Annotated in this window: 21 protein-coding genes; 11 read left to right on the top strand and 10 right to left on the bottom strand. The window is 65.6% G+C overall.

Features of this window, described 5'->3' with window-relative positions; genetic code table 11:
- Positions 1–15: 15 nt before the first annotated feature.
- Positions 16–1,335: an electron transfer complex ferredoxin TmcB gene (gene tmcB / locus DND132_RS15260; protein WP_014323659.1), complete on the top strand. Its 1,320-nt coding sequence runs from the start codon at positions 16–18 to the stop codon at positions 1,333–1,335.
- A 10-nt stretch (positions 1,336–1,345) separates the two neighbouring features.
- Positions 1,346–1,747, top strand: coding sequence for an acidic tetraheme cytochrome c3 TmcA (gene tmcA / locus DND132_RS15255; RefSeq protein WP_014323658.1), 402 nt, complete (start codon positions 1,346–1,348; stop codon positions 1,745–1,747).
- Positions 1,748–2,199: 452 nt separating this feature from the next.
- Here tmcA and DND132_RS15250 read toward each other — a convergent pair whose 3' ends face one another.
- From DND132_RS15250 to DND132_RS15230, 5 genes are all read right to left on the bottom strand, one after another.
- Positions 2,200–4,788, bottom strand: a complete 2,589-nt coding sequence (locus DND132_RS15250) for a PEP/pyruvate-binding domain-containing protein (RefSeq protein ID WP_014323657.1) — start codon at positions 4,786–4,788, stop codon at positions 2,200–2,202.
- Between the two features lie 79 nt (positions 4,789–4,867).
- Entirely contained in the window at positions 4,868–5,278 is a 411-nt protein-coding gene (locus DND132_RS15245) for a sigma-54-dependent transcriptional regulator (protein WP_014323656.1), read from the bottom strand.
- A gap of 27 nt (positions 5,279–5,305) precedes the next feature.
- Positions 5,306–5,677, bottom strand: coding sequence for a response regulator (locus DND132_RS15240; protein ID WP_014323655.1), 372 nt, complete (start codon positions 5,675–5,677; stop codon positions 5,306–5,308).
- A 9-nt stretch (positions 5,678–5,686) separates the two neighbouring features.
- Complete coding sequence (locus DND132_RS15235; RefSeq protein ID WP_014323654.1) at positions 5,687–6,121, bottom strand: response regulator; 435 nt, start codon at positions 6,119–6,121, stop codon at positions 5,687–5,689.
- 27 nt (positions 6,122–6,148) lie between these two features.
- A complete protein-coding gene (locus DND132_RS15230) occupies positions 6,149–7,861 on the bottom strand; it encodes a sensor histidine kinase (protein WP_014323653.1) in 1,713 nt (570 codons plus the stop codon).
- Positions 7,862–8,145: 284 nt separating this feature from the next.
- On the opposite strand from DND132_RS15230, the gene DND132_RS15225 reads away from it, so the two are divergent.
- Positions 8,146–11,853, top strand: a complete 3,708-nt coding sequence (locus DND132_RS15225; RefSeq protein ID WP_014323652.1) for a DUF748 domain-containing protein — start codon at positions 8,146–8,148, stop codon at positions 11,851–11,853.
- 266 nt (positions 11,854–12,119) lie between these two features.
- On the opposite strand, the gene moaA is transcribed toward DND132_RS15225, so the two are convergent.
- From moaA to ispH, 3 genes are all read right to left on the bottom strand, one after another.
- On the bottom strand, positions 12,120–13,127 hold the full coding sequence (gene moaA, locus DND132_RS15220; protein WP_014323651.1) for a GTP 3',8-cyclase MoaA: 1,008 nt from the start codon (positions 13,125–13,127) through the stop codon (positions 12,120–12,122).
- A gap of 8 nt (positions 13,128–13,135) precedes the next feature.
- A complete protein-coding gene (locus DND132_RS15215) occupies positions 13,136–13,498 on the bottom strand; it encodes a molybdenum cofactor biosynthesis protein MoaE (RefSeq protein ID WP_014323650.1) in 363 nt (120 codons plus the stop codon).
- A 697-nt stretch (positions 13,499–14,195) separates the two neighbouring features.
- Positions 14,196–15,044 (bottom strand): 4-hydroxy-3-methylbut-2-enyl diphosphate reductase, encoded by an 849-nt coding sequence (gene ispH / locus DND132_RS15210; protein WP_014323649.1) that lies wholly within the window; start codon positions 15,042–15,044, stop codon positions 14,196–14,198.
- Positions 15,045–15,188: 144 nt separating this feature from the next.
- Here ispH and DND132_RS15205 point away from each other — a divergent pair, with 144 nt between their 5' ends.
- Together DND132_RS15205 and DND132_RS15200 are read left to right on the top strand one after the other, a co-directional pair.
- Positions 15,189–15,821 (top strand): TetR/AcrR family transcriptional regulator, encoded by a 633-nt coding sequence (locus tag DND132_RS15205; RefSeq protein ID WP_014323648.1) that lies wholly within the window; start codon positions 15,189–15,191, stop codon positions 15,819–15,821.
- Positions 15,822–15,940: 119 nt separating this feature from the next.
- A complete protein-coding gene (locus tag DND132_RS15200; RefSeq protein ID WP_190275290.1) occupies positions 15,941–16,726 on the top strand; it encodes a glutaminyl-peptide cyclotransferase in 786 nt (261 codons plus the stop codon).
- Here the strand turns inward: DND132_RS15200 and lgt are convergent.
- Positions 16,718–17,500 carry a prolipoprotein diacylglyceryl transferase gene (lgt, locus tag DND132_RS15195; RefSeq protein ID WP_014323646.1) on the bottom strand — a complete coding sequence of 261 codons (783 nt, stop codon included), beginning with the start codon at positions 17,498–17,500 and terminating at the stop codon, positions 16,718–16,720. The two genes, DND132_RS15200 and lgt, sit on opposite strands and share 9 nt — an antisense overlap.
- Positions 17,501–17,620: 120 nt before the next feature.
- Here lgt and DND132_RS15190 point away from each other — a divergent pair, with 120 nt between their 5' ends.
- The 5 genes from DND132_RS15190 to DND132_RS15170 all read left to right on the top strand — a co-directional run bounded on the left by DND132_RS15190 (position 17,621) and on the right by DND132_RS15170 (position 22,130).
- Positions 17,621–18,367: a hypothetical protein gene (locus DND132_RS15190; protein ID WP_014323645.1), complete on the top strand. Its 747-nt coding sequence runs from the start codon at positions 17,621–17,623 to the stop codon at positions 18,365–18,367.
- A 16-nt stretch (positions 18,368–18,383) separates the two neighbouring features.
- On the top strand, positions 18,384–19,043 hold the full coding sequence (locus DND132_RS15185) for a hypothetical protein (RefSeq protein WP_014323644.1): 660 nt from the start codon (positions 18,384–18,386) through the stop codon (positions 19,041–19,043).
- A 118-nt stretch (positions 19,044–19,161) separates the two neighbouring features.
- Positions 19,162–19,776: a 3'-5' exonuclease gene (locus DND132_RS15180; RefSeq protein WP_014323643.1), complete on the top strand. Its 615-nt coding sequence runs from the start codon at positions 19,162–19,164 to the stop codon at positions 19,774–19,776.
- A gap of 140 nt (positions 19,777–19,916) precedes the next feature.
- Positions 19,917–21,134 (top strand): methyltransferase domain-containing protein, encoded by a 1,218-nt coding sequence (locus DND132_RS15175; RefSeq protein WP_014323642.1) that lies wholly within the window; start codon positions 19,917–19,919, stop codon positions 21,132–21,134.
- Between the two features lie 3 nt (positions 21,135–21,137).
- Positions 21,138–22,130 carry a glycosyltransferase family protein gene (locus DND132_RS15170; RefSeq protein WP_014323641.1) on the top strand — a complete coding sequence of 331 codons (993 nt, stop codon included), beginning with the start codon at positions 21,138–21,140 and terminating at the stop codon, positions 22,128–22,130.
- Here DND132_RS15170 and arfB read toward each other — a convergent pair.
- The gene (gene arfB, locus DND132_RS15165) at positions 22,127–22,552 is read right to left on the bottom strand and encodes an alternative ribosome rescue aminoacyl-tRNA hydrolase ArfB (protein ID WP_014323640.1); all 426 of its coding nucleotides are present in this window, start codon (positions 22,550–22,552) and stop codon (positions 22,127–22,129) included. The two genes, DND132_RS15170 and arfB, sit on opposite strands and share 4 nt — an antisense overlap.
- Before the next feature lie 103 nt (positions 22,553–22,655).
- Here arfB and DND132_RS15160 point away from each other — a divergent pair, with 103 nt between their 5' ends.
- The gene (locus DND132_RS15160; RefSeq protein ID WP_014323639.1) at positions 22,656–23,144 is read left to right on the top strand and encodes a YchJ family protein; all 489 of its coding nucleotides are present in this window, start codon (positions 22,656–22,658) and stop codon (positions 23,142–23,144) included.
- Positions 23,145–23,312 lie beyond the last annotated feature (168 nt).

Genomic DNA, 23,312 nt, shown 5'->3' with positions numbered 1-23,312 from the left:
CGCGAGGTACGAATAATGAGTCACATTGCTGACAGAATCATATCGGACGTCGGCCTTGAAGCCGGCGTCGCCGCGCTGACCACCGACAAGATCGAGGAAGTGGTCAACCGGACGCTCAAAGGTGAAACCGGTGCCAAACTCCGGGCGTACAAGGAGACGTGCATGCGGTGCGGCCTCTGTTCACAGGGCTGCCACTTCTACATGTCTCACGACAACGATCCGAGCTATTCGCCCGTGAACAAGGCCACCCAGACCATGTACGAACTGATGGACAAGAAGGGCCGGGTCTCGCCCCAGCGCATCTACGAGATGGCCCAGATGGCCTACACCGAGTGCAACCTCTGCAAACGGTGCGCCCACTACTGTCCCATCGGCATCGACACCGGCTACATCATGTCCATGGTGCGCCGCATCTGCTACCTGCTGGACGTGGTCCCGCAGTACATCCGCGACACCGCCCACTCCCACGCCTCGACCATGAACCAGATGTGGGTCAAGGACGACGAGTGGATCGACTCCCTGCAGTGGCAGGAGGACGAGGCCCGCGACGAGTTCCCGGACCTGCGCATCCCGCTCGACAAGGAAGGGGCCGAGATATACTACTCGGTCATCGCCCCGGAACCCAAGTTCCGGACCCAGCTCATCTATCAGGCCGCGGCCATCATGAACGCCGCCGGCGTTGACTGGACCATGCCCTCCCATCCGGGCTGGGACAACTCGGACATGTGCATGTTCGTGGGCGACTTCGAAAACATGGGCCGCCTCAAACGCGCCCACTACGAGTCCGCGCAGAAGCTGCGGGTCAAGCGCATCGTCATGGGCGAGTGCGGCCACGCCTTCCGCTCGGTCTACGACATGGGCAACCGCTGGCTCGGCCACAAACAGATGCCGGTCCCGGTCATCCACGCCATCGACTTCTACTGGGAGCTGATCAACGAGGGCAAGATCAAGATCACCCACCAGTACGAGAACCCGGTGACCATCCAGGACCCCTGCAACATCATCCGCGGCCGCGGCCTCATGGACAAGCTCCGCGACGTGGTCCACTTCCTGTGCAAGGAAGTGGTCGAGATGGTGCCCAACCGCGAGCACAACTACTGCTGCTGCGCGGGCGGCGGCGTCATCAACTGCGGGCCGCCGTTCAAGAACACCCGCATGACCGGCAACCGGGTCAAAGCGGAACAGCTCAAGGCGACCGGCGTGCACGATGTGGTCATCCCCTGCCACAACTGCCACGGCGGCATCGAAGACATCATCGGTTACTATGATCTCGGGATGCACGGAAAGTTCATCAGCGACATCATCTACGAACTGATGGAAAAACCGGAAGTCTAGGGAGGACGCCATGCACAAAAAGAATACCTTCATGCTCGCGGCCTCCATGGTCACCGTCATGCTGCTGGTCATCGTCTACATGGCCCCCACGGCCTTTTCCCAGGACGACATGACCCAGGTGCCGGTGGACGGCTTCGCCAAGTTGGAGCGTCCCCGCGTCCCGTTCGCCCATGACGCCCACAACGAGAAGGCCGGCCTGGACGACTGCGTGATCTGCCACCACTCCAAGAACGACGACGGCACCCGGAACCTCGAGACCTCCTCCGAAGGCGAGCCCTGCAGCTCCTGCCACGCGGAGAAGCGCACCGACGGCGGCACCCCGCTCATGCGGGCCTACCACCTCCAGTGCCAGGGCTGCCACAAGGAACAGGGCAAGGGCCCCATCGCCTGTGGCGAATGCCATGTGAAGTAGGGAGCAAGACCCTCGAAAAAATGAAGGCGATCCCCTGGCGGGGGTCGCCTTCTTTTTTTCGGGGTCTAGGGAAGCGGCTTGCGATAGCGGGCCATCTGCACATTTTTTCCAGGGGACTTTCATCCTCACGTAGACGGCTACGCTGCGGTGAAAGCCCCCTGGAAGAAAATGCACAGCTGCCCCACTCTCCCAAGCCTATTCCGAGGACGTCCAAGCGGCGGGGGAAGAGCCGCTGTCGGGTAGCTGCGCACCCGAATCGCTCCAGAAGAAGTCAAAAATGAAAGGCCCTCGACTCGATGTTGAGTCGAAGGCCTTTTGTTGTGAACCGCCCCGCGAAGCGGCGATAAAAAGTTTAGGAAGGTGAGGGGGATGGGGGGTCCGGGGGAAGGGGGAGAGGGAAGCCCTTTACAAAGGGTTCCCTCTCCCCCTTCCCCCGGCCGCCGGAGGCATCTTCATTCGTCCTCGGTCGGGGGGTCGAACATTTTGAAGTCCTTGAGGAAGCGTTCGCGGCGGCGGGCCACGGCGGCTTCGTCGGACATGATCATGTCGAGCTGGCGGGTGTGGGTGATGAGGTAGCCGATGATCTTGAGGCGATGGCCCATGGTGTCGTGGTCCAGTCCTTCGACGCGGGCGAACATGTTGTCCTGGCGCACGCGGACGCGGAAGTCGTACATCTCGAGGATGTCGCCCACGAAGCGGGCGCGGCGGATGCGGCGCTCCATGTTGGCGGCCCCGCCCTTGAACTGGAAGGAGGCGTAGTTCTCGCTGATCCGTTCGCCCACCAGGGCCTCGACCCCGCAGAAGTGGAAGCCGAAACGGGACTGGAGCGAACAGTAGTTCTTGGAGACCATGAAATAGTTCTTCTGGGTGTAGCGGGTGCCCGAGGACGGGATCAGGTCCGGGTTCATGGTCGCCTCGAACATGACCGACATGAGCCCCCGGCCGTGGACCGGCGGCGGGCCTTCCCAGGGCACGGCCTGCATGCCCGCCCAGAGCATCTGCATGGGATAGGAGACGATGTGTTCGAGCAGGATGCAGCGGTCCTTGCGGGCCAGCCCCTCGGGGGAGAAGCCGTCGTCCAGGTTGAGAATCCAGAACTGCTTGGGCACGTCGCAGATGAGCTGGCGGCTGGCGGCCTCGATGTAGTCGTCGTGGGTGCCGAAGGCGAACATGACGTTCACGGCCCGCTCGTGGCAGTAGCGCATGACGTCGTGCAGGGTCCGGCAATTGACGGGCTTGAACTCCGGGGACTCCGGGTTGGTCAGGTTCAGGCGGACGATGTGGCGGGCGGCCTTGCGCAGGGCCGCCTGGACCGGGCTGCCGCGCATGATCCGCTGCCGGGGGTGGTCCTTGAGCAGGGCCTCCACCGCGCCGTCGTACACGGCGCGGCCCTCGGCGTCCACGGTCAGGATACGGCCGTTCTCGAAGCGGCCCACCGCGTCCTTGACCCCGAACAGGGCCGGGACGCCGAACTCGCGGGCCACGTTGGCCAAGTGCCCGGCCATGCCGCCCTGCTCCGAGATGAGCGCGCTGGCGCGGTCGAGCAGGGCCGCCCTGCTGGGCAGTGCCTGGCGCAGGATCATCACCCCGCCGTCCGGGAAACTCAGGGCGTCCACATCCTTGCGCACGGTGAAGGCCGGGCCCACGCCCACGCCCGGGCTGGCGGTCCGTCCGCCCTTGAGCACCGGCTCGGGCAGGTTGGCCACGGGCGCCTCGCTCTCGCCCGAGGACACGCGCATGAGCGGGCGGCATTGCAGCAGATGGAAGGCCCCGTCCGCGGTCATGGCCCACTCGATGTCCTGGGAGATGCCGAAATGTTCCTCGATGCGCACGGTCTCGCGGGCCACGAGCAGGGCCTGTTCCTCGGTCAGGGAGGGTTGCGAGCCCTTGTCTCCGGTCAGCTCCTCGCGGCACACGCCCTCGTCCTGGCTGCAGACGTACATGTCGATCTTGTCGGCCACGTGGACCTCCTCCAGACGCAGGGGGTCGCGGGCCACGATGAATTCGTCGGTCCCGGCCGTGCCGTCCACCACGGGCTTGGGCAGTCCCCAGACCGAGCTGATGGACACGCGGTCGTCGCGCACGTTGATCGGGTTGCCGGAATAGGCCACGCCGCCGGCCATGGACTGGACCATGGTCATGCAGCCCACGGACATGGCCACGTCGTCGTCGCGGATGCCGTGGCTCAGCCGGTAGGCCATGGCCTGGCGCGAATACTTGGAGGCGACCACCTCCTTGTATGCGTCGAGCAGGGAGGCTCGGTCCACGTTGAGCACGGACCGGTACTGGCCCGCGAAGGAGGAGCCCTCGATGTCCTCGCCCAGCGCGCTGGAGCGCACGGCCAGGTCCGGGAGGGCGCCGAGTCCGGCCGCCAAATTGTCGTAGGCCTCCAGGATGGCCTCGGCCAGGTCGTCGGGCAGGCGGGTCTCCATGACCAGCTGCATGATGCTCGACGAGGCCTGGAACACGGACTCGCGGTCGTCGCCCGCCATGGTCTGGATGAGCCGGTCGATCTCGGTGCCGAGACCCTGACTCTGGGCGAAGCGGTGGTAGGCGGCCACGGTGATGACGAAGCCGGACGGGATGCTCAGGCCCAGACTGGACCCGGCCTCGCCGAGCATGGCCATCTTGGGGCCGCACAGGTCGGCGTGGTCGCGGTTGACCTCGGTCAGGTCGATGACCAGGCTGCCGCTGACGGCATGGTTTTCAGGCTCCAGCTCCTCCATGATCCGCTCGTTGATGACCTGCATGGCCGCGACCAGCTCCCTGTGGCCCTGGGATTCCAGTTCACCCAGGTGGCGGACCATTTGGTAGATGGAGGTGGAGATGCGCGTGCACAGGGTGCGCACGAAGTGCATGCCGTAGGGGGTGAAGCCGCGCAGGGCCTCCTCCAGCTCGCCCATGAGTTCGTGGGCGCGGGTGTTGGCCTGGATGAGCAGCCGGAAATGGTCGTAGCGGGTGGCGAAGACGCGACGCATCTCGGCCCGCTCCTCGGGGGTCTTTTCCTTTTTGCGGAACCGCAACCGGTCGAACAGGCCCATTGGGTGTCGTCCTTTGAAGATAGCCTAGGTCAGGGTCTCAGGGTTCTCTGGTGAATGTCGGGGAAGGCCGGGCCGGGAATCAGGAGCTGCCGGCCCTGGCCGCGATGCGGTCCTCGTGGTGCCGCTTGCGCTCGGAGGCGTCCTCGAGCTTGTAGAGCAGTTCCTCGAACTCCACGGGCTTCATCAGGTAGTCGAAGGCCCCGAGCTCCATGCCCCGGATGGCGATCTCCATGCTGGCGTGGCCGGTGAGCATGACCACCTCCACCAGGGGATTGATTTCCTTGATCTTGTGCAGGGCGGTCAGACCGTCCATGCCGGGCATCTTGACGTCCAGCAGGATCACGTCCGGCTGGAAGGTCTTGAGCCGCTCCAGGGCCTCTTCGCCCGAGCCAGCCTGTTCCACGGTCATGCCCCGGCGCGTGAGCCGCTTGCACAGGGTGTTTCGAAAGGATTCCTCGTCGTCCACGAGGAGCGCTTTTATGTCGGCCATACGCCACTCCCGTCCTGTCGTTTCCGTTTATCCGGCCACGGCCTCCCCGACCTTGTCGAGGAGATCGTCGAGGTCGCACGGCTTGAGCAGGTAGTCGAAGGCGCCGGACTCGACGCCCTCCCTGGCGGCCTGCTCGGAGCCGTGGCCGGTGAGCATGATGACCGGCAATTCCGGCACCATCTTCTTCATTATCTGCAAGACCTCTATGCCGTCCATATCTTCGAGCTTGAGATCCAGGACGGCCACGTCGAAATCGTTGTCCCTGAGCACCCGAATACCCTCGCTCCCGCTGCCCGCCGCGGTCACGGCGTAGCCGCGCTTGCGCAGGCGCTTGGCCAGCACCTCGAGAAAGCCGAGCTCGTCGTCCACCAGGAGCACGCGGATGGGGGTGTCGGCCATGGCCGCCTCCTAATCGCCCCTGCGCAGGACGATGTGTCGGGCGCGGGCCTCGAGAATCTTGTCCTCGTGGGCCTGCTTCTTGTCGTGGGCCTCGCCGATCTTGGCCATGAGTTCGTCCAGGTTGCACGGCTTCATCATGTAGTCGAAGGCCCCGGACTTCATGCCCTCGATGGCCGACTCCACGGTGGCGTGGCCGGTCAGCATGACCACCTCCACCAGGGGATGCTCGGCCTTGATCCTTTTCAGGACCTCGTTGCCGTCCATGCCCGGCATCTTCACGTCCAGGACGACCACGTCGAAATAGATCTCGCCCTTGTCCAGGGCGGCCAGGGCCTGGGCGCCGTCGTAGGCCACGCCCACGGTGAAGCCCCGGTTCTCCAGCCGTTTGGCCATGGTGTCCACAAACCCCTTTTCGTCGTCAACGAGGAGTACTCTTGCAGGCATCTCGCCCTCCCGATGGTTGCATGGTCGTCACGCCTCCGAATCCTCGTCGTCCGCATCGTCGGGCGATCCGGCGGGCATGCTGATGGTGAATGTGGTGCCCCGGCCCACGGCCGAGTCCACGGAGATGGTCCCGCCCATCTTGTTGACGATCCCGTAGATGATGGACAGGCCGAGCCCGGTCCCCTTGCCCACCGGCTTGGTGGTGAAGAACGGGTCGAAGATGCGCGACAGGTTGGCCTCGGGGATGCCGGACCCGGTGTCCGAGACCAGGGTCAGCACCGTATCGCCTTCCTGGCGGGTGCTGATGTCCAGGTTGCCCCCGCCCGGGTCCATGGCGTCGATGGCGTTGTTGACCAGGTTGAGGAAGACCTGCTGCATCTCCGACGGGCTCGCCTTGATGGGCGCGATGTTGTCGCCCAGGCTGGTCTCGATGACCACGTTGGCGTACTTGGCCCGCTGGGCGGACAGCTCGGCGATCTCCCGGACCAGCTCGTTGAGGTCGAAGGACATGACCGTGGGATCGATCTTGCGGGCGAAGGACAGGAGCTTGTGGGTGATCTCCTTGCAGCGCGCGCCCTGGGTGCGGATCTGGTTCAGGGCCCGCTGGACCTCGCGCTCGTTGTCGCTCTTGGACAGGCCCTCCTCCAGGAGGTCCTGGATCCAGCCCGCCTCCTCGACCATGATGGCCACCGGGTTGTTGATCTCGTGGGCGATGCCCGCGGCCAGCTCGCCGACCGAGGCCAGCTTGCCCGCCTCGATGACCTGCTCGTTCAGAATCTCCTTGGCCGAGTCCGCCTTGGCCACCTTGCGGGCCATGCGGCGGCTCATGAGATAGGCCATGACCGTGATGGCCAGGCCGCCGAGGAACAGGATGACGATGGCCAGGTCGCGGCTGCGATTCAGGGTGGCGAAGGCGTCGGCCGCGTCCTGCTGGTAGACCATCAGCCAGTCCCCGTCCTTGATCAGGCTGGTCACGAAGATGGTCTTGCGGCCCGTGGCCGGGTTGTCCATGACCGCCATGGCCGCCCGGCCGCCCCGGTCGCCGTCCCCGGAGACGGACCGGGCCAGCTCGCGCAGGAACGGGACCTCGGCGGTCATGTCCCGGCGCGGGGTGGTCTGAAATTTTCCTTCGCGGTTGATGATGTAGGCCATGCCGGTCTCGCCGATGCGGATGTCCTCCACCAGCCGGTTGAAGGCGATGAAGTCGAGCGTGGTGCGCAGGACCCACTGGCGGCCGTCGGCCCGCATGCGCAGGGCGATGATGAAGTGCGGCACCCCGCGCATGCCCAGCCCCACATCGCTGACATGGACCGTGTTCCGGCCCACGGCCTTGAACCACGGCTCGCGGGAGTAATCCAGCCCCTGGAGCAGGAACGGCCCGGAATAGGCCACCTGAATGCCCCGCTCGTCGATCAGCCCCAGGTCCACGAAATCCGTGCCGTGGCCCCTGGTCAGGGCGTCGTGCAGGGCCTCGATGCCCTCGGGCGTGGCCAGGTGTCCGAGGTCGATGACCTCGGCCAGGACCCGGATCTCGGCCACCTTCTCGTCCAGGTAGGCGTCGATGGTCTGGTCGTGTTTGAGGACCAGCTCGCGCAGGTGGGCCTCGACCTTTTCCTCGTAGGCCACGCTGTACTGGTACCCGGCGATGAGCACGACCACGAACAGGGGGGCGAAGGAGACCAGGATGATGGTGAACATCATGCTCTTGGCCAAACCCTGATAATAATGCACGTCGGACATGGCACGCTCCGGTCGGCGTTCATGCGCCCCGGGATCGCGGGCCGGGCACCGGACCCCGCAGGCACTTTCATTCGCCTGCAACATACACCGGATATCCACAATATGGCAACAAAATCCGCATATTCCATGCCACCGGATAAAGCGGGGCATTTCGCCCCGACCAACCGGCCGAATACGTCCCTACCTCAAGAAACCACAGGACCGTTCTCCATTATGGATTCTCCAGTCAATTTCGGCTAGAATGGGTCATCGTCGGAAACACTTACCCTCCGGACAGGTTCAACATGCTGGCTTTCCTCGACAAGATACACTTCGGCACCCCGCTCCTTCGGCGCATCGTCTTCTGGCTGCTGACCGCCTTCGTGGTCTACACCCTATTCGGCTTCTTCGCCGTACCCCCGATCCTCAAGTCGGTCCTGGTCAGCCAGATCAAAGAAAACCTCAAGCGCGAGGCCAGCCTGGGCGACATCCGATTCAATCCGCTCAACTTCCACCTGGAGGCCTCGGACCTGCACATCAAAAACCTCAAGGAGGAGGGCGACCTCCTCTCCCTGGGCCACCTGGAGGTCGCGCCCGGCGCCTCCTCCATCTGGAAGCTGGCCCCGGTGGTCAGCTACCTCAAGCTCGACGGGCTCAACGTCAACGTGACCTTCTACGGCAACGGCAAGTACTCCGTCTCCGACCTGCTCGGCACCCCGGACAGCGTCAACCAGGAGCAGCCCAAGCCGGAGGAAAAGGGCGCCATCTTCCCCTTCGCCCTGTACGGCCTCGAGCTGACCAACTCCATGATCACCTTCGACGACCGGCCCCGAGGCAAGAAGCACGTCATCGCCGACATCCACCTGCGCGTGCCGTTCACCTCGAGCATCGCCAAGGACGTCAAGGAGTTCACCCAGCCGGTGTTCACGGCCGTGGTCAACGGCGACCCCGTGGAGCTCAAGGGGCGCACCCTGCCCTTCGATAAGACACTGCGGACCGAGTTCGAACTGGGCGCGGTGGATGTGGACCTGCAACAGTACTGGAAATACATGCCCATCAAGACCCCGCTCGAACTCAAGAGCGGGCGGTTCACCTCGGACATTTCCCTGTTCTTCGAACGGCCCGAGGCGCAGCGCATCAACCTCTACCTGGGCGGCGGCGGGACCCTGACCGACCTGGAGCTGACCGCGCCGGGCGACGGCCCGGTCTTCTCCATGAAGAAGCTGGCCTTCGAGATGGAGCGGTTCTCCCTGGGCGACAACGCCCTGGTCGTCAAGCGGGTCTCCATGAGCCAGCCGTTCTTCAAGGTCGTGCGCCGGGCCGACGGCGAGATCAACTGGACGGGCTATTTCCCCGGCTCCGAGCCCGGCCCCACCGGCCCCAAGGTCAAGACCGAGGCGGACACCAACGCCGCCTTCGTCTTCGACCTGCGCAATTTCGAGATCAAGGACGGGACCGTGGATTTCAGCGACCAGTGCGTCAAGGGCGGCTTCCGCCACACCTTCCCGAAGCTCGACTTCACGGCCGAAGGGCTGTCCACCCGGCCCGAGCAGACCACGGTGTTCAACGGCTCCTTCGGCTCCGAGGGATTCATCTACGTCAAGGGCGAGGCCACCGTGACCCCGCCCACGACCAAACTGACCTTGTCCGGCAAGGACCTGGACGTGCCCCTCTACGCCCCGTACCTCAACGAGGCCCAGCCCCTGCTGGTGGACTCCGGCAAGCTCGGCTTCTCCGTGGACCTGGATTTCAGCGAGCCGGACGGCAAGCCGCAGGTGACCGCGCAAAACGGGACCCTGAACCTGGCGAACCTGGCCGTGCGCAAACCCGAGGCTAAGGAGCCGAGCCTGACCCTGGGAGCCCTGGACGTGACCGGCGCGACCCTGGACCTGGACGGCCGCAAGGTCGGCGTGGCCGAAGTCAAGGTGTCCGAACCGGCGGTCCGGGTGGTCCGCGAAAAGGACGGCCGCCTGGACCTGCAACGGATATTCGAAGAGGCCGCCAAGACGGGCGAGGAGGTCGCGGTCGAGACCGGGACCGCGCCCGAACCCCAGGGAACCGCGGACAACGGACCCGAGACCCCGTGGACGGCCACGGTGGATCACGTCGTGGTGGAGGACGGTTCCGCCGACTTCCAGGACCTGGCCCTGGCCCAGCCGACCCGGCTCGGGCTGCGCAGGTTCAAGCTGGACCTGACCGACATCTCCACGGAAAAGGGCGCGCGCATGCCCTACTCCGTCAGCGCGGGCTGGACCGGCGGCGGCTGGTTCTCGGCGCGCGGCAGGGCGTCCATCGACCCGCTGGAGTCGAACGGCTCCATCAAGGTCAGCAAGTTCGGGCTGCGTCCCCTGGACGGCTACCTGGCCCAGGACACGGACCTGCTCATCGCCGACGGCGCGGTCCACGCCGACCTCGACTACACCTTCACCGGCGGCGAGACCCCGAAGTTCACGGCCAAGGGCAGCACCGCCCTGTCCGACCTCAAGGTCAAGACCACCTTCGAGGACGACGAGCTGGCGGGCATCGACCGGCTGGACGTCAAGGGCATCGACTTTGTGAACGAACCCATGGTCCTGGCCGTGGGCGAGATCAACCTCAACGGGCCGCGCGCCCTGGTCCACTTCGACAAGGACGGCCGCCTGAACGTCCGGCGCGCCCTGCGCCTGCCCGAACCCGCGCCCGCGCCCGCCGAGGGTGCGCCCCAGGCCGAGGACAAGGCCGGTGCGGCGGCCGCCCAGCCCGCCCCGGTGCCCGAGGCCGAGGTCAAGGAGATCGAGGCGCAGACCGAGGAGCAGGCGGCCGAGGAAAAGCCGTTCTTCGAGACCCTGACCGTGGGCAAGGTCGGCATGCAAAACGGCGCGCTCAAGTTCCGCGACGAGAGCATCCACCCGTCCTTCGCCACCGAGCTGACGGGTATGACCCTGAGCCTGACCGACATCGGCCAGACCCCGGAGGCACGGCCCAAGGTGGACTTCAAGGCCAAGATCGGGCCCACCCCCGTGGCCGTGACCGGCGTGGTCAACCCGGTGATCCGGCCCATCTATTCCGACCTGACCATCTCGGTGAACGGCATGGAGCTGGTGCCCCTGACCCCGTACACCCTCAAGAACCTGGCCTACCCCATCCAGAAGGGGCGGCTCTATGCGGACGTGACCTTCAAGACCGACAACTGGGTCCTGGACGCCAAGAACAAGTTCTTCATCGAACAGCTCGAACTGGGCAGAAAGGACAAACGGCCCGACGCGCCCAACATCCCGGTGGAGTTCGGCCTGGCCCTGCTCCAGGACTCCAACGGCGACATGCAGCTCAACCTGCCCATCACCGGGCGGCTGGACGACCCCAACTTCCGCATCGGCGGCATCGTCTTCCAGGCGATCATCAACATGCTCTTCAAGGCCCTGACCTCGCCCTTCTCGCTCATCGGCTCCATGTTCGGCGGCGGCGAGAACATGGACTTCGTGGTCTTCGAACCGGGCCGCGCGGGCTTGAGCGCCCAGGGCGAGGACAAGCTGAACACCGTCATCAAGGCCCTGACCGAGCGCACGAAGCTCAAGCTTGAGGTGGACGGCGTGGTGGACCCCGTGGCCGACAGGAACGGGCTCGTCCAGGTCATCCTGGAACACAAGATCAGGCAGGCCAAGTACGACGACCTGCCCCGCTCCAAGCGGGCCGAGACCACGGTGGACCAGATCACGGTGGCCCCGGACGAGTACGAGGACATGCTCTACGAGGCCTACGCCGCCGAGCCGGACGACGAGGGCGTCAAGCCGACCACCCTGTTCGTCACCGACCGCCAGCCCGTGGACGTCATGGAGAAGTTCATCCGCGACCGCATCGACGTCACCGACGAGATGCTCCATCAGCTGGCCATGGACCGCGCGGACGCGGTCAAGGAGTACATCATCACCCGCGATCCGGCCCTGACCGACCGCGTCTTCCTCCTGGACAAGGAGACCAAGTCCGACGGCAAGACCGGCGTGCCCAAGCATCGCGCCGACCTGGGTATTGATTGATGGACGCCGGCTTCCCATAGCGGCCCGCGTACATTATTCCCCGGGGCTTTGATCCTCACGTAGGCCGACTACGCTGCGGTCAAAGCCCCGGAAAGAAAATGCACGGCCGCACCACTCTCGAAAGCCTCTGTGCGGCAAGGAAGAGAAAAGGCCTCATCGGTTTGATGAGGCCTTTTTTTATGGAGAAAGGTTTTGGAGATGCAAGGCGGCGGGGCGAAGCCGTAGCCTTCCACGGCGCCCCCCCGGCAACGAAGCGGATTCGGCGCCTACCCGCCGATGGAGGCCATGCGGGTCTTGCAGACGCCGTGGTCCGAGGCGCGCATGCGGCGCAGCAGCTCGTTGCCGATGGGCTTGTTCTTCCCGGCCAGGCGGATGATCTTCTCCACCTGTTCCAGACCGAGTTTGGCATGGCGCAGGGCCGGACGCAGCCGGTAGACCTTGTCCGAAAAGAGGCAGGTCCGCAGGTTGCCGTCCGAGGTGATGCGCAGCCGGTTGCAGGTGGAACAGAAGTGATCGCTGTAGGGCGAAATGAGGCCGATGCGACCCAGGCCGCCCTTGATGTCGTACATGCGCGCCGGGCCGTGGCGGCGCTCCCCGGACTTGACCACCGGGGTCAGTTCGGCGAAGGCGCGGGCATCGGCCAGTATCTCGGCCGCGGTCCAGACCCGGCTGTCGTCCCAGCCCGTCTCCGTGCCCACGGGCATGAACTCGATGAACCGCAGGTCCAGCGGGTGGGTGCGGGCGAACTCGATGAAGTCGCCCACTTCGTTGTCGTTGACGCCCTTCATGGCCACGGCGTTGACCTTCACGGTCATGTTCGCGGCCAGGCAGCGGTCGATGTTCTCCCGGACCACGGCGAAATGGTCGCGCCCGGTGATGGTCACGAACTTGTCGGCCTGGAGCGTGTCCAGGGAGATGTTCACCCGTTTGATGCCCGCAGCGGCCAGCCGATCCACGTCCGGGCCGATGAGCGTGGCGTTGGTGGTCACGCACAGGTCCATGTCAGCGAAGCGCTCGGCCGCACGGATCATGAAGTCCCCGAAACCCTTGCGGACGAAGGGCTCGCCGCCGGTGAAGCGGATCTTCTGCACCCCGAGGTTGCGGGCCATGCCGATGAAATCCATGATCTCCTCGTAGCGCAGAATCCTCGGGTGCGGGATGAACTCCAACCCCTCGCCCGCGCAGTAGGTGCAGCGCAGGTTGCAGCGGTCGGTCACGCTGATGCGCATGTAGCTGACCTCGCGGCCGTGCTTGTCCTCAAGGTGCTCGTGCATGGCTCGTCCTAGGCGAAGATTTCTTTCTTGGTCACGGCCTCGGACTTGATGCGGTCCAGCAGGTCGGCCAGGGCGGGCTTGACGTTCTCGCGGATGTCGCCCGCCACAATCAGGAACAGCACGTCGTCGCCGGGCTGCATGAGGCCCGAATTGGCGTGGCACCAGGCGCGGAAAATGCCCTCGCGGCCTTCGATCTCCTTGCGGATCTCCTCCATCTTCTCGAAATCGGGCGTGATCTCGATGGACGTCACTTCCTCGCGTCCCTTGCGGGACCAGCCGCGGACCACGCCGTTGTGCACCAGGATCATGCCCACGTTCTCGGCGAAACCGGGTTCCTTCTTCAGATCGGCCAAGGCCTTGTTCAAATCCATGTTCTGACTCCTCGTTGTCACATTCGTACCCGGTGAGGGTATGCCCTCCACCCGGTCCCGACAACCATTTTGTTGTTCCCCCGGATCGGACACCCGGCGGACGCGAAAAATAATACCAACGCCCGGAGAATAGGCTATGCTTGACCAAACGGCCGCACAGGCCGCCCGAAAACGGCACTCCTCCCATAGCTGACGGTTGACCGGCATTGCACCAGGAGAGGACGCGTTCCCCGGACCCAAGCCCTCCACACGGCCGGTGCCTGCAACGTGACCTGGATGCCGCAAACCGTCCCGAGCGGGGCCAGGGTCAGCTCCCGGTGCAAAACCCGGTCCGGGACCGCCTGGCCCCTTTTGTCGCCCTGAGCCGGAAGGGGAAGATGCCTCCGGCGGCCAGGGCTCCGCCCTGGACCCGCCAAAGAACCTTTTGAAAAAGGTTCTCTGAACTCTCCAAAACTTTTTGTCGCCGCTGCGCGGACCGTGTGAACACGAAAATCCGCGCGTCTTTCCAACCGCCCTGCCAGCTCCTTCCACCGTCCCGCCAAACGGCCCTGACTTCCGCCACCCTCCCCGCGAAACGGCGATAAAAAGTTTAGGAGGGTGAGGGGGATGGGGGCCCGGGGGAAGGGGGAGAGGGGCCCCTTTTCTCAAAGGGTCCCCTCTCCCCCTTCCCCCGGCCGCCGGAGGCATCTTCCCCGCCCTACAAGGGCTGGAGTCCGGCGAGGACCCTGTCGATGAGCACGCGGGGGGTGGAGGCACCTGCGGTGACGCCGATGCGTTTGTATCGGGCAAGGTCGTTGAGCGGGAGTTCCTCCACTGTTTCCACATGCTTGCAGGGCGTGCCCTGTTCGGAGACCACTTGGGCGAGGCGACGGGTGTTGCCGCTGTTGTAGCCGCCGACCACGACCATGAAATCCACGTTCTTGGCCAGTTCCTTGGCCTCGGCCTGACGCAGCTTGGTGGCGTCGCAGATGGTTTCGAGCACGGTCACCTCAAGGTCGGCGCGTCCGGTCAGGTCGGCCGCGATGGACTCGAAGTGGACCCGGTCCTGGGTGGTCTGGGCGGCCAGGACATAGCGCCTGTCCGGGGTCAGCGGGTACCGCGCCAGCTCCTCGGCCGAGCTGAAGACGAAATGTCCGTTCTGGGCGTAGCTGACCAGCCCGGCCACCTCGGGGTGGTCGGCCTCGCCGTAGAGGAGCAGCTCGCCGTTGTCGGCGGTGTTCCGTTCGATGAGCAGCTGGGCCTTCTTGACCCGTGGGCAGGTGGCGTCCTTGATGCGCACCTTGCGGTCGCGCAGGGCGTCCTCCACCTGGCGGGTGATGCCGTGGGCGCGGATGACCACGTGGGCCCCGGCCGGGACCTCGACGGGATCGTGGACCATGACCACGCCCTTGTCGGCGTAGCCCTTGAGGACCTGCGGATTATGGATGATGGGGCCGAGGATATAGATGGGACGGCCGTCGGGCTCGGCGACCAGTTGGTCGAGTTTGGTCAGGGCCATGTCCACGCCCATGCAGAACCCGGCGGTTTCGGCAAGAATGACTTCCACTGGCTGCGCTCCTTGGCGGATGTACCGGGAATGGTCGGTTCCGGGAAAACCCTTGACTTGCCGACGCCTCTCGGGAATAGAATTCGTCAAACATACGTTTCAAGCAATATAGACGGCGTTTTTCGCGCCCGCAGGCTATTAATTATGAACGAATCACCGGACGTCAATACCAAAACGGCGCTTTTGCTCGCCGCCATGGAGGTTTTCGCGGACAAGGGCTTCGACTCGGCCACGGTGCGCGACATCTGCGGCCTGGCCAAGGCCAACGTGGCGGCGGTGAATTACCATTACGGCAGCAAGGACGGGCTGTACGCGGCCGTGCTCGAGGAGATCTTCCCCAAGGGCGAGGAATGGATCTCCGGCGACGACGCCGGGCTGCCGCCCGAGGAGCGGCTGCACCGCTTCATCCGGGGGCTGGCCGAGGACATCTACACCCGCAATTCCGGGCACCTCGCCCACAAGTGGGCCATCTTCCTGCGCGAAATGGCCAAGCCCAGCCGCAACCTGGACCTCATCGTCCAGCATCAGGTCCAGCCGCGCGCCGAAGAGCTGCGCGACATCCTGACCCTGCTCCTCGGCCCGGACGTCCCGGAACAGACCCTGGCCTATTGCAGCTCGAACATATGGGCCCTGATGCTCGACCACCTGCTGACCCAGCCCATCCTGGACCGGCTGACCCCGAACCGGCCCAACCTGGGACTGGACGTGGAGGGTTTCGTGGACCACGTGACCCGCTTCGCCCTGGGCGGCATCAACGGCGTCAAACAACGCGCGTAAGGCGTGCGGCGGACCGGACACCCTCCCCAATGATGCACCGGCACACCGCACCCTTCCCCCCGGAGCGGGGCGCGGCGTCCCCGGAGGTCCCTCCCCGCTCCGTCTTCTCCCGAAACCCCATGCGCCCGCTGAACGTCTGCTGCCTGCTCCTGGCCCTGGCGGTCCTGTTCCTCCAGGCCGCGCCCGTCCGGGCCGCCACTCCGGTCATCCCCTGCCGGGTGATCGCCGAATACCCCCACGACGCCGGAACCTCCACCCAGGGGCTCTTCTATCGCGACGGCGTGTTCTACGAATCCTCGGGCGGCTACGGCCACTCCTTCCTGGCCGTGGTGGACCCCGCCACCGGCCGCCGCCTGAAGACCGTTCCGGTCCCGGCCGAACTGTTCGCCGAGGGCATTGCGCCCAGGGGCGACGTCCTGCGCATGCTCACCTGGAAATCGGGCATCGGCCTGATCTACACCCTGGACGGGCTGGAACCGGCGGGCCGGTTCGCCTACCGGGGCACCTGGGACGCAACCCAGGGCTGGGGGCTGGTCTTCGACGGCAAGCGGTTCGTCATGTCCACCGGGGCGTCGCGGCTGGAATGGCGCGACGCCAGGACCTTCGCCAAGGTCGAGGAGTTGCCCGTGACCGACGATGGACGACCGGTAAGCCTGCTCAACGAGCTGGAATTCGTGGGGAAATGGCTTTACGCCAACATCTGGAAGTCGGACCGGGTGGCGATCATCGACATGGGCGACGGCACGGTCCGCGCCTGGCTGGACCTCGCGTCCCTGCGCGGGCGGCTGCACCCTGCGTCGGGCGTGGCCAACGGCATCGCCTATGACCCGGCCACGGGGCGGCTGTTCGTCACCGGCAAGTGCTGGGACCGGCTGTTTGAAATCGAAGTTCCGAAATTACGCTGACTTGCGATAAGCCCAAATCAACCAACCCGCGCCGAACAGGATCATGGGCAGGCAGAGCACCTGGCCCATGGACATCCAGTGCAGCGCCACGAAGCCGAGCTGCCGGTCCGGTTCCCGGGCGAACTCCACCAGGAAGCGGAACAGGCCGTAGCCGAGCAGGAAGAGCGCGCCCACGCACCCCTTGGGGCGCGGCTTGGCCGAGTAGACCCAGACGATGACGAACAGGAGCGCCCCTTCCAGCGCGGCCTCGTAGAGCTGCGACGGGTGACGCGGCAGGCCGCCCGCGCCGGGAAAGGGCATGGCCCAGGGCAGGTCCGTGTAGCGGCCCCACAGCTCGCCGTTGATGAAGTTGCCGATGCGTCCGAAGAAGAGGCCCGGCGGGACCAGCGGGGAGACGAAGTCGCCCACCTCGGGGAAGGTCATGTCGTGGGCCCGGCCGAAGAGCCAGCAGGCCAGGAGCACGCCGAGGCATCCGCCGTGGAAGGACATGCCCCCCTCCCAGACCGCGAATATCCTGAGCGGATTGGCCAGGTAGAAGGACGGGTTGTAGAACAGGACGTAGCCGATGCGCCCGCCCAGAACCACGCCGAGGATGGCCCAGGTCAGGAAGTCGTCCATGCGCTTGGGGGTCATCTTGTTCCACGGCTTGGTCGCCCGGTAGCGCCCCAGCAGCCAGCCGGACAGGATGCCGAAGACGTACATCATGCCGTACCAGCGCAGCTGCAACGGGCCGAGGGAGATCATGACCGGGTCGAATTGGGGATAGGTGAGCATGAAAAAGGGGCTCCACGGGCAAGGACCGTATTTGTTTTCCGCAAAAAATCGGATACGCTGAAGGACAACGCACAGGGTGTCTTTTTTTTCACCGCCGCGTCAAGCCCAAAGCGGACCGCCATGCAGAAGCCACAGGAACTCGACATACTGGAGATGCCCGTTGAGGGGCTGGCCGCCTATTGGCTGTCCATCAAGAAGATCATGGACGCGCGCAAGGGCCGCGACATCCTGGACGAGGAGATCGCGGCCACCTCGGAGCCGTACATCCTGCACCTGCTCGAAACGGCCTTCTCCGCCCTGGACGCGCCCCTGGTCCGGAGGCTGGCCCAGGCCAAGCGGGACATCCTCATCGACGACTACCGGACCAAGATCGACCTCATGCGGCTGGCCATCTACGCCATCGCCTCGGGCGAAAACCCGCGCATCACCCTGGTCCGCATGGACTCCAAGTTCGCCCACCCGCTGATGACCGAGGACCGCGCCTTCGACATGGCCACGGCCATGTTCGACGCCCTCAAGCCCCGCGGCGTAGACATGGACATCCTGCTCTCGGTCGACCACAAGCTCAAGGCCGACCGGCTGCTGGTCAAGCTGCTCTTCTTCGTCATGTACGCCCGCCGCGAGGGGCGGCAGAACCTGGACCGCTTCATCCCCCACCTGGGCTCGCGCTTCTTTTCCGAGGGCGTGTCCCTGGCCATCGACAATTTCGAGGCCGACTTCCTGGCCAACCATCTGGAATCCATACGGGACCGGGTCATGGTCGAGACCGGCCGCAAGATGGACATGGCCCTGGAAATGGCCCTGGCCATCCGCAACAAGACCGCTTACGACGATATCTTCCGCATAGCCAGGACGTACCTGTCCTGAACAAGGAGACTTTCACATGCGCAAACAATTGACCGCAATCACCGTCATCGTGCTCCTCATGGCCGCGGCCCTGCCCGCCCTGGCCGACTCCGTGACCCTGGGCGACCGCTACTTCCAGCGCGCCTGGCGGGTCTACGTCACCCGCAACAACGCCAAGGCCATTGAGTACTTCAAGGGTTCGGCCAAGGCCTACGGAGAGGCCCTGACCCAGGAGCCCAGGGGGCGGACCATGAACTTCCAGTCCTCCCTCGACAAGGCGGGCATCGCCATGTACTTCGCCGGGGAATACGACCTGTGCATCAAGACCCTGAACGAGGCAATGGGCGACAAGGACAAGATCTGGGACGCCGCCCTGTTCATCGCCCTGGCCCAGGGGCGGAAGGGCGACCAGGAGGCCACCCTCAAGGCCTTCGACAAGTTCCTGGACGCCAACTCCTCCCAGCGGCTGATCACCTCCGAGATGGCCAGGGTCCTGCCCGGCGTCAAGCAGGGCACCATCGCGCTCAAGGACGCCATCGACGCCATCGAGAAGGAGACCCAGCACCAGTTCGTGGAGAACGTGGCCCGGTACAACGGACGCCCCGGGTTGATCCCGGCCACGGATGCCTGCGGCGGGGCCTACTGGTGGCGCAAAAACAGCACCCCCTGCACGAGAAACGCGCTCCGTTTCGAATAGGACGAAAAAAAAACGCGCCCGTCCGGCTCTCTTCCGGGCGGGCGCGTCACCTTGTGCTTGACGAATTTGCGGGAATGTACAACGATCCCTCAAACTTTCTAACGCACAAGTACATTTCATGACCACGGACAGCCTCGACATCCCGCAACAGTACCTCCGCGCAATCACCAAGGCGGAGATCAACGACATGCCCCTGCGCCACTACGAGGGGAACATTCTGGTCGTCCGCACCGAATCCGATCTCGAACAGGCCCTGTCCGGCATGCGCGCCTCCTCCCTGCTCGGCTTCGACACCGAAACCCGGCCCGTGTTCAAGAAGGGCAAGAAGCCCGGACCGCCGTCCCTGCTCCAGCTGGCCACAGCCGAATGCGCCTACGTCTTCCAGCTGGGCGTCCTGCCCCTGGACAAGGGGGTCTGCGACATCCTGGCCAACCGGCGCATCCTCAAGACCGGCGTGGCCGTGCGCGACGACATCCTCGGCCTGCAGAAGCACGCCCGGTTCAAGCCGAGCGGCTTCGTGGACCTCTCGTCCATCACGGCCAAGTACAACCTCCAGACCCACGGCCTGCGCAACATGGCCGCCAACCTGCTCGGCTTCCGCATCTCCAAGTCCGCCCAATGCTCCAACTGGGCCAAGGACAAACTCTCCCGGCAGCAGGTTCTCTACGCCGCCACCGACGCCTGGATCAGCCGCGAGCTGTACCTGGCCCTGGAAGAACTCGGCCTGACCTAGCCTCCCTCGCGCCGGGGTTCCCCTTGGCATGTATCGTGCAATTTTGCCCCAGGCGGGCAATTCATGCCCTTGATCCGCCGTTTTTCTGACGGGCCGTCTTGCGTCACGACCTGCAACAATTTGATTACATTGGATATGCCATGAGAGAGTCGAACGCCACCCCTGCCGCCGCCTCGGTCGCCGAACCCACCGCCGCCCAGGCCGCGCCGGGACGAATCTACCGCTTCAGCCCCAAGGTCATCCTCATCGCCGGGCCGCCCGCGGCGGGCAAGAGCCACGCGGCAAAGCAACTGGCCGGGGACCTGGGCTACGACCTGCTGCGCCTGGACGCCTTCACGCCCGAGGTGGCGGCCCGCTACGGCGGGGACATCGAGACCGTGCGTCGACCGGAGACCTACAAGGATTTCAAGGACCTCTTCGTCCGACAGCTGCGCCCGCGCCGGTTCCGCGACCTCGTGCTCGAAGGCTGCCGCGTCAGCCACCCGCACATCCACCAGGCCTTCCTGGACGCCCTGGACGACATCTACTCGCCCTTCACCGTGGTCCGGCCCTTCTACCTCAACCCCTCGCGCGACGTGCGCATGGAGCGCTTCGCCCTGCGCCGGGTGCGCAAGACCAAGGAGGCCCTCCGCGCGGGCAGGCCCATCCCGGCCGGGACCCCGTTCTGCGAGACCCTCGAACCGGTCCTGAAGGGCTACGCCGTGGTCGCGGACACGGACGACATCATCCGCTGGGCCGAGGCGCACCGCGACGCCGCGCATCCCGGCGTGCCCGAGGCCGACCGCCCGGTCTTCAAGGCCATCGCCGAGGCCGACTCCTTCAACCCCTTTTACCAGACCATCGAGTACCGGGGCCGCACCCTGGTGCCCGGCTTCACCCAGTCCGGCCTGGCCTGGGAGAACATCCTCAAGCTCGGCGTGGACTTCGCGGGCAAGACCCTGTGCGACTACGGCTGCATGCACGGCTACTACACCTTCAAGGCCGAGGAGCTGGGCGCGGCCGGGGTGGGCCTGGACATGGACCGTGGGGCCGTGGACCTGGCCAACTACCTGGCCTCGGCCAAGGGTTCGGCCTGCCACTTCATGGTCTACGACATCACCACCCCGCTGCAGCGGAAGTACGACATCATCCTGGCCCTGAACGTCCTGCACCGCACGGGCAAGTTCGAGCTGACCACGGCGATCATGTTCGCCCACTGCAACGAATGCATTCTGGAAGTGGGCGAGGACCAGCTGCCGGTGATCATCGCCGAGGCCACGCGCCAGGGATTCAAGCTCCGGCGGAACATCCCGTCCCACCGCCAGCAGTCGTGCATCGGCCCCAGGCGCATCCTGCACATGGCCCGTCGGGAGGCCTAGTCCGTGAAGCGCATCGCCTGGATCGGCGGCTACTATTTCCGGCCGCAACACACCCGGGACGCGGGGTTCGAGATCGTCAACATCCCCCTGGCCGGGCCGGAACTCCTGACCTGGACGGACATCGTCGAACGCTGCGAAGGCGCGCCGGACATCGTCCTCTACGCGGACCGGTCCATCCCGCCGCCGCTCCTGGGCGTGGAGTCCTATCCCTGCGCCACGGCCTTCTACGCCATCGACTCGCACATCCACTCCTGGTACCCGATCTACGCCCAGGCCTTCGACCTGGTGGCCGTGTCCCTGCGCGATCACATGCCCCGCTTCCGGCGGCGGCTCGCGGACGACCAGGTCCTCTGGCTGCCGCCCTATCCCCTGCGCGACGAGCGCCCGCCCGAGCCGCCCCCGGCCAAGGAGTGGGACCTGCTCTTCGTGGGCACCGTGAATCCCGAGACCACGCCCGTGCGCCATGAATTTCTCAAGGAGCTCAAGGCCCGGCTGCCCAACCTCCACGTGACCAAAGGCGAGTTCGGCGAACTCTTCCCCAGGGCGCGCGTGGTCCTGAACATCGCCGAGCGCGGGGACCTCAACTTCCGGGTCTTCGAGGCCCTGGCCACCGGGGCCTGCCTGGTCACCCCCGCCATCGGCCACGGCCAGGAACGGCTGTTCACGGACGGGGTGCACCTGGTCACCTACCCGCCCGACGACATGGACGAGCTGGTGCGCATCGTCTGCGAACTGCTGGCCGACCCCGCGCGCTGCGAGGCCATCGGCCGCGCGGGATACGCCGAGATCGAGGCCCGCCACCGGGCGCGCCACCGCGCCAAGACCCTGCTCGCGGCCATGGACGCCGTCACGCCCGAGACCGTGGCCAAGCGGCGCGCGGACGCGGCGCGCATCCGGGCAAAATACCTGAAGGTCATGTACCTGCACCTGGCCGAGGCCTACGCGGACATGCCGCTCGGCGAGGGCTACCTGCGGGCCGCCCTGGGCAGGGTCTAGTAGTCGGAGATGTCGGGGGTCCTGCGGTCGCGCTTGCGCTGGGCCGTGCGTTGCTTGCGCTCCAGCCGCCTGCGCTTGGCCGAGCGGGGCACGCGGGTCTCCTTGCGCGGGGCCACGGGCGTGAGCGCCCACTGCATGAGCTCCACGAACCGGTCCACGGCGGATTCTCGGTTGGTCTTCTGGCTGCGGTAGACCTGACTGGTCACCTGGAGCACGCCGCGCTTGTCCATGCGGCGCCTGAGCTTGCCCTGGACCACCACCTTCTGCAACTCGGTCAGGCTGGGGGAGCCCTCCACGTCGAAGAGCAGCGTCACCCGCGTGTCCGTGGTGTTGACGTGCTGGCCCCCGGGGCCGGAGCTGCGGCAGGCGGTGAAGCGCAGCTCGCTCTCGGGGATGGAGACGGTTTCGGTGATGCGGAGCATGCCCGCAGGGTGCCACGCCCGGCCGCGCGGGGCAAGCGCTTACTCATTGACAGCCGGGCGGTTTTCTCTACAATCCGCAGACCAAAACCAAGCGAGGTATCCCATGTCTCAAGAATGTCCCTGCGGCTCCGGCCTGGAACTGGCCAAGTGCTGCGGCCCCTATATCTCCGGTGAGGCCGTGGCCCCCACCGCCGAAGCGGTCATGCGCTCGCGCTACACCGCCTACGTGCTCAAGGAACTCGACTACCTCAAGGCGACCCTCGCGCCCGAGGCCCAGACCGACCACGACGAGGAGTCCGTGCGCAAGTGGGCCGAGACCGCCGAGTGGCTGGGCCTGACCATCCACGACACCTGGGCGGGCCTTCAAGGCGACGAGGCGGGCATCGTGGAGTTCACCGCCGAATACGCCATCGACGGCGAGAACCAGAAGCACCGCGAGCGCAGCCGGTTCCACTTCATGGACGGCAAGTGGCTCTACGTGGACGGCCAGATGGTCGCCGGACCGCCCATCCGCAAGGAACCCAAGATCGGACGCAACGAGCCCTGTCCCTGCGGCTCGGGCAAGAAATACAAGAAATGCTGCGGGCGCTAGCGCGCGGCGGCCGGAGGAGGGGGAGCGGGAACGCCGCCTAGCGGCTCGCCCCTCCCTTTCCTCCGGGCTCACCTCTCCTCACCCTTCCCGAACCTCTGCGCCCATCGCGGGGCGCGCGACAAGCCGCCGGGCCGAGCCCGTGCGCGGTCCGTCTTCCCTTGCGTCCGA

The sequence above is a fragment of the Pseudodesulfovibrio mercurii genome, from assembly GCF_000189295.2.
Lineage (GTDB): Bacteria > Desulfobacterota > Desulfovibrionia > Desulfovibrionales > Desulfovibrionaceae > Pseudodesulfovibrio > Pseudodesulfovibrio mercurii.
This window is presented reverse-complemented; position numbering and strand designations above follow the sequence as displayed.

What these genes read in the sequence shown, in the direction of transcription:
- DND132_RS15250 (WP_014323657.1), bottom strand. Translation starts at nt 4,788, where the DNA reads ATGGGCCTGTTCGACCGGTTGCGGTTCCGCAAAAAGGAAAAGACCCCC.
- DND132_RS15240 (WP_014323655.1), bottom strand. Translation starts at nt 5,677, where the DNA reads ATGGCCGACACCCCCATCCGCGTGCTCCTGGTGGACGACGAGCTCGGC.
- DND132_RS15235 (WP_014323654.1), bottom strand. Translation starts at nt 6,121, where the DNA reads ATGCCTGCAAGAGTACTCCTCGTTGACGACGAAAAGGGGTTTGTGGAC.
- DND132_RS15230 (WP_014323653.1), bottom strand. Translation starts at nt 7,861, where the DNA reads ATGTCCGACGTGCATTATTATCAGGGTTTGGCCAAGAGCATGATGTTC.
- DND132_RS15245 (WP_014323656.1), bottom strand. Translation starts at nt 5,278, where the DNA reads ATGGCCGACATAAAAGCGCTCCTCGTGGACGACGAGGAATCCTTTCGA.
- tmcB (WP_014323659.1), top strand. Translation starts at nt 16, where the DNA reads ATGAGTCACATTGCTGACAGAATCATATCGGACGTCGGCCTTGAAGCC.
- DND132_RS15180 (WP_014323643.1), top strand. Translation starts at nt 19,162, where the DNA reads ATGACCACGGACAGCCTCGACATCCCGCAACAGTACCTCCGCGCAATC.
- DND132_RS15205 (WP_014323648.1), top strand. Translation starts at nt 15,189, where the DNA reads ATGAACGAATCACCGGACGTCAATACCAAAACGGCGCTTTTGCTCGCC.
- DND132_RS15215 (WP_014323650.1), bottom strand. Translation starts at nt 13,498, where the DNA reads ATGGATTTGAACAAGGCCTTGGCCGATCTGAAGAAGGAACCCGGTTTC.
- DND132_RS15160 (WP_014323639.1), top strand. Translation starts at nt 22,656, where the DNA reads ATGTCTCAAGAATGTCCCTGCGGCTCCGGCCTGGAACTGGCCAAGTGC.
- moaA (WP_014323651.1), bottom strand. Translation starts at nt 13,127, where the DNA reads ATGCACGAGCACCTTGAGGACAAGCACGGCCGCGAGGTCAGCTACATG.
- DND132_RS15185 (WP_014323644.1), top strand. Translation starts at nt 18,384, where the DNA reads ATGCGCAAACAATTGACCGCAATCACCGTCATCGTGCTCCTCATGGCC.
- DND132_RS15200 (WP_190275290.1), top strand. Translation starts at nt 15,941, where the DNA reads ATGCGCCCGCTGAACGTCTGCTGCCTGCTCCTGGCCCTGGCGGTCCTG.
- DND132_RS15175 (WP_014323642.1), top strand. Translation starts at nt 19,917, where the DNA reads ATGAGAGAGTCGAACGCCACCCCTGCCGCCGCCTCGGTCGCCGAACCC.
- lgt (WP_014323646.1), bottom strand. Translation starts at nt 17,500, where the DNA reads ATGCTCACCTATCCCCAATTCGACCCGGTCATGATCTCCCTCGGCCCG.
- arfB (WP_014323640.1), bottom strand. Translation starts at nt 22,552, where the DNA reads ATGCTCCGCATCACCGAAACCGTCTCCATCCCCGAGAGCGAGCTGCGC.
- DND132_RS15190 (WP_014323645.1), top strand. Translation starts at nt 17,621, where the DNA reads ATGCAGAAGCCACAGGAACTCGACATACTGGAGATGCCCGTTGAGGGG.
- tmcA (WP_014323658.1), top strand. Translation starts at nt 1,346, where the DNA reads ATGCACAAAAAGAATACCTTCATGCTCGCGGCCTCCATGGTCACCGTC.
- DND132_RS15225 (WP_014323652.1), top strand. Translation starts at nt 8,146, where the DNA reads ATGCTGGCTTTCCTCGACAAGATACACTTCGGCACCCCGCTCCTTCGG.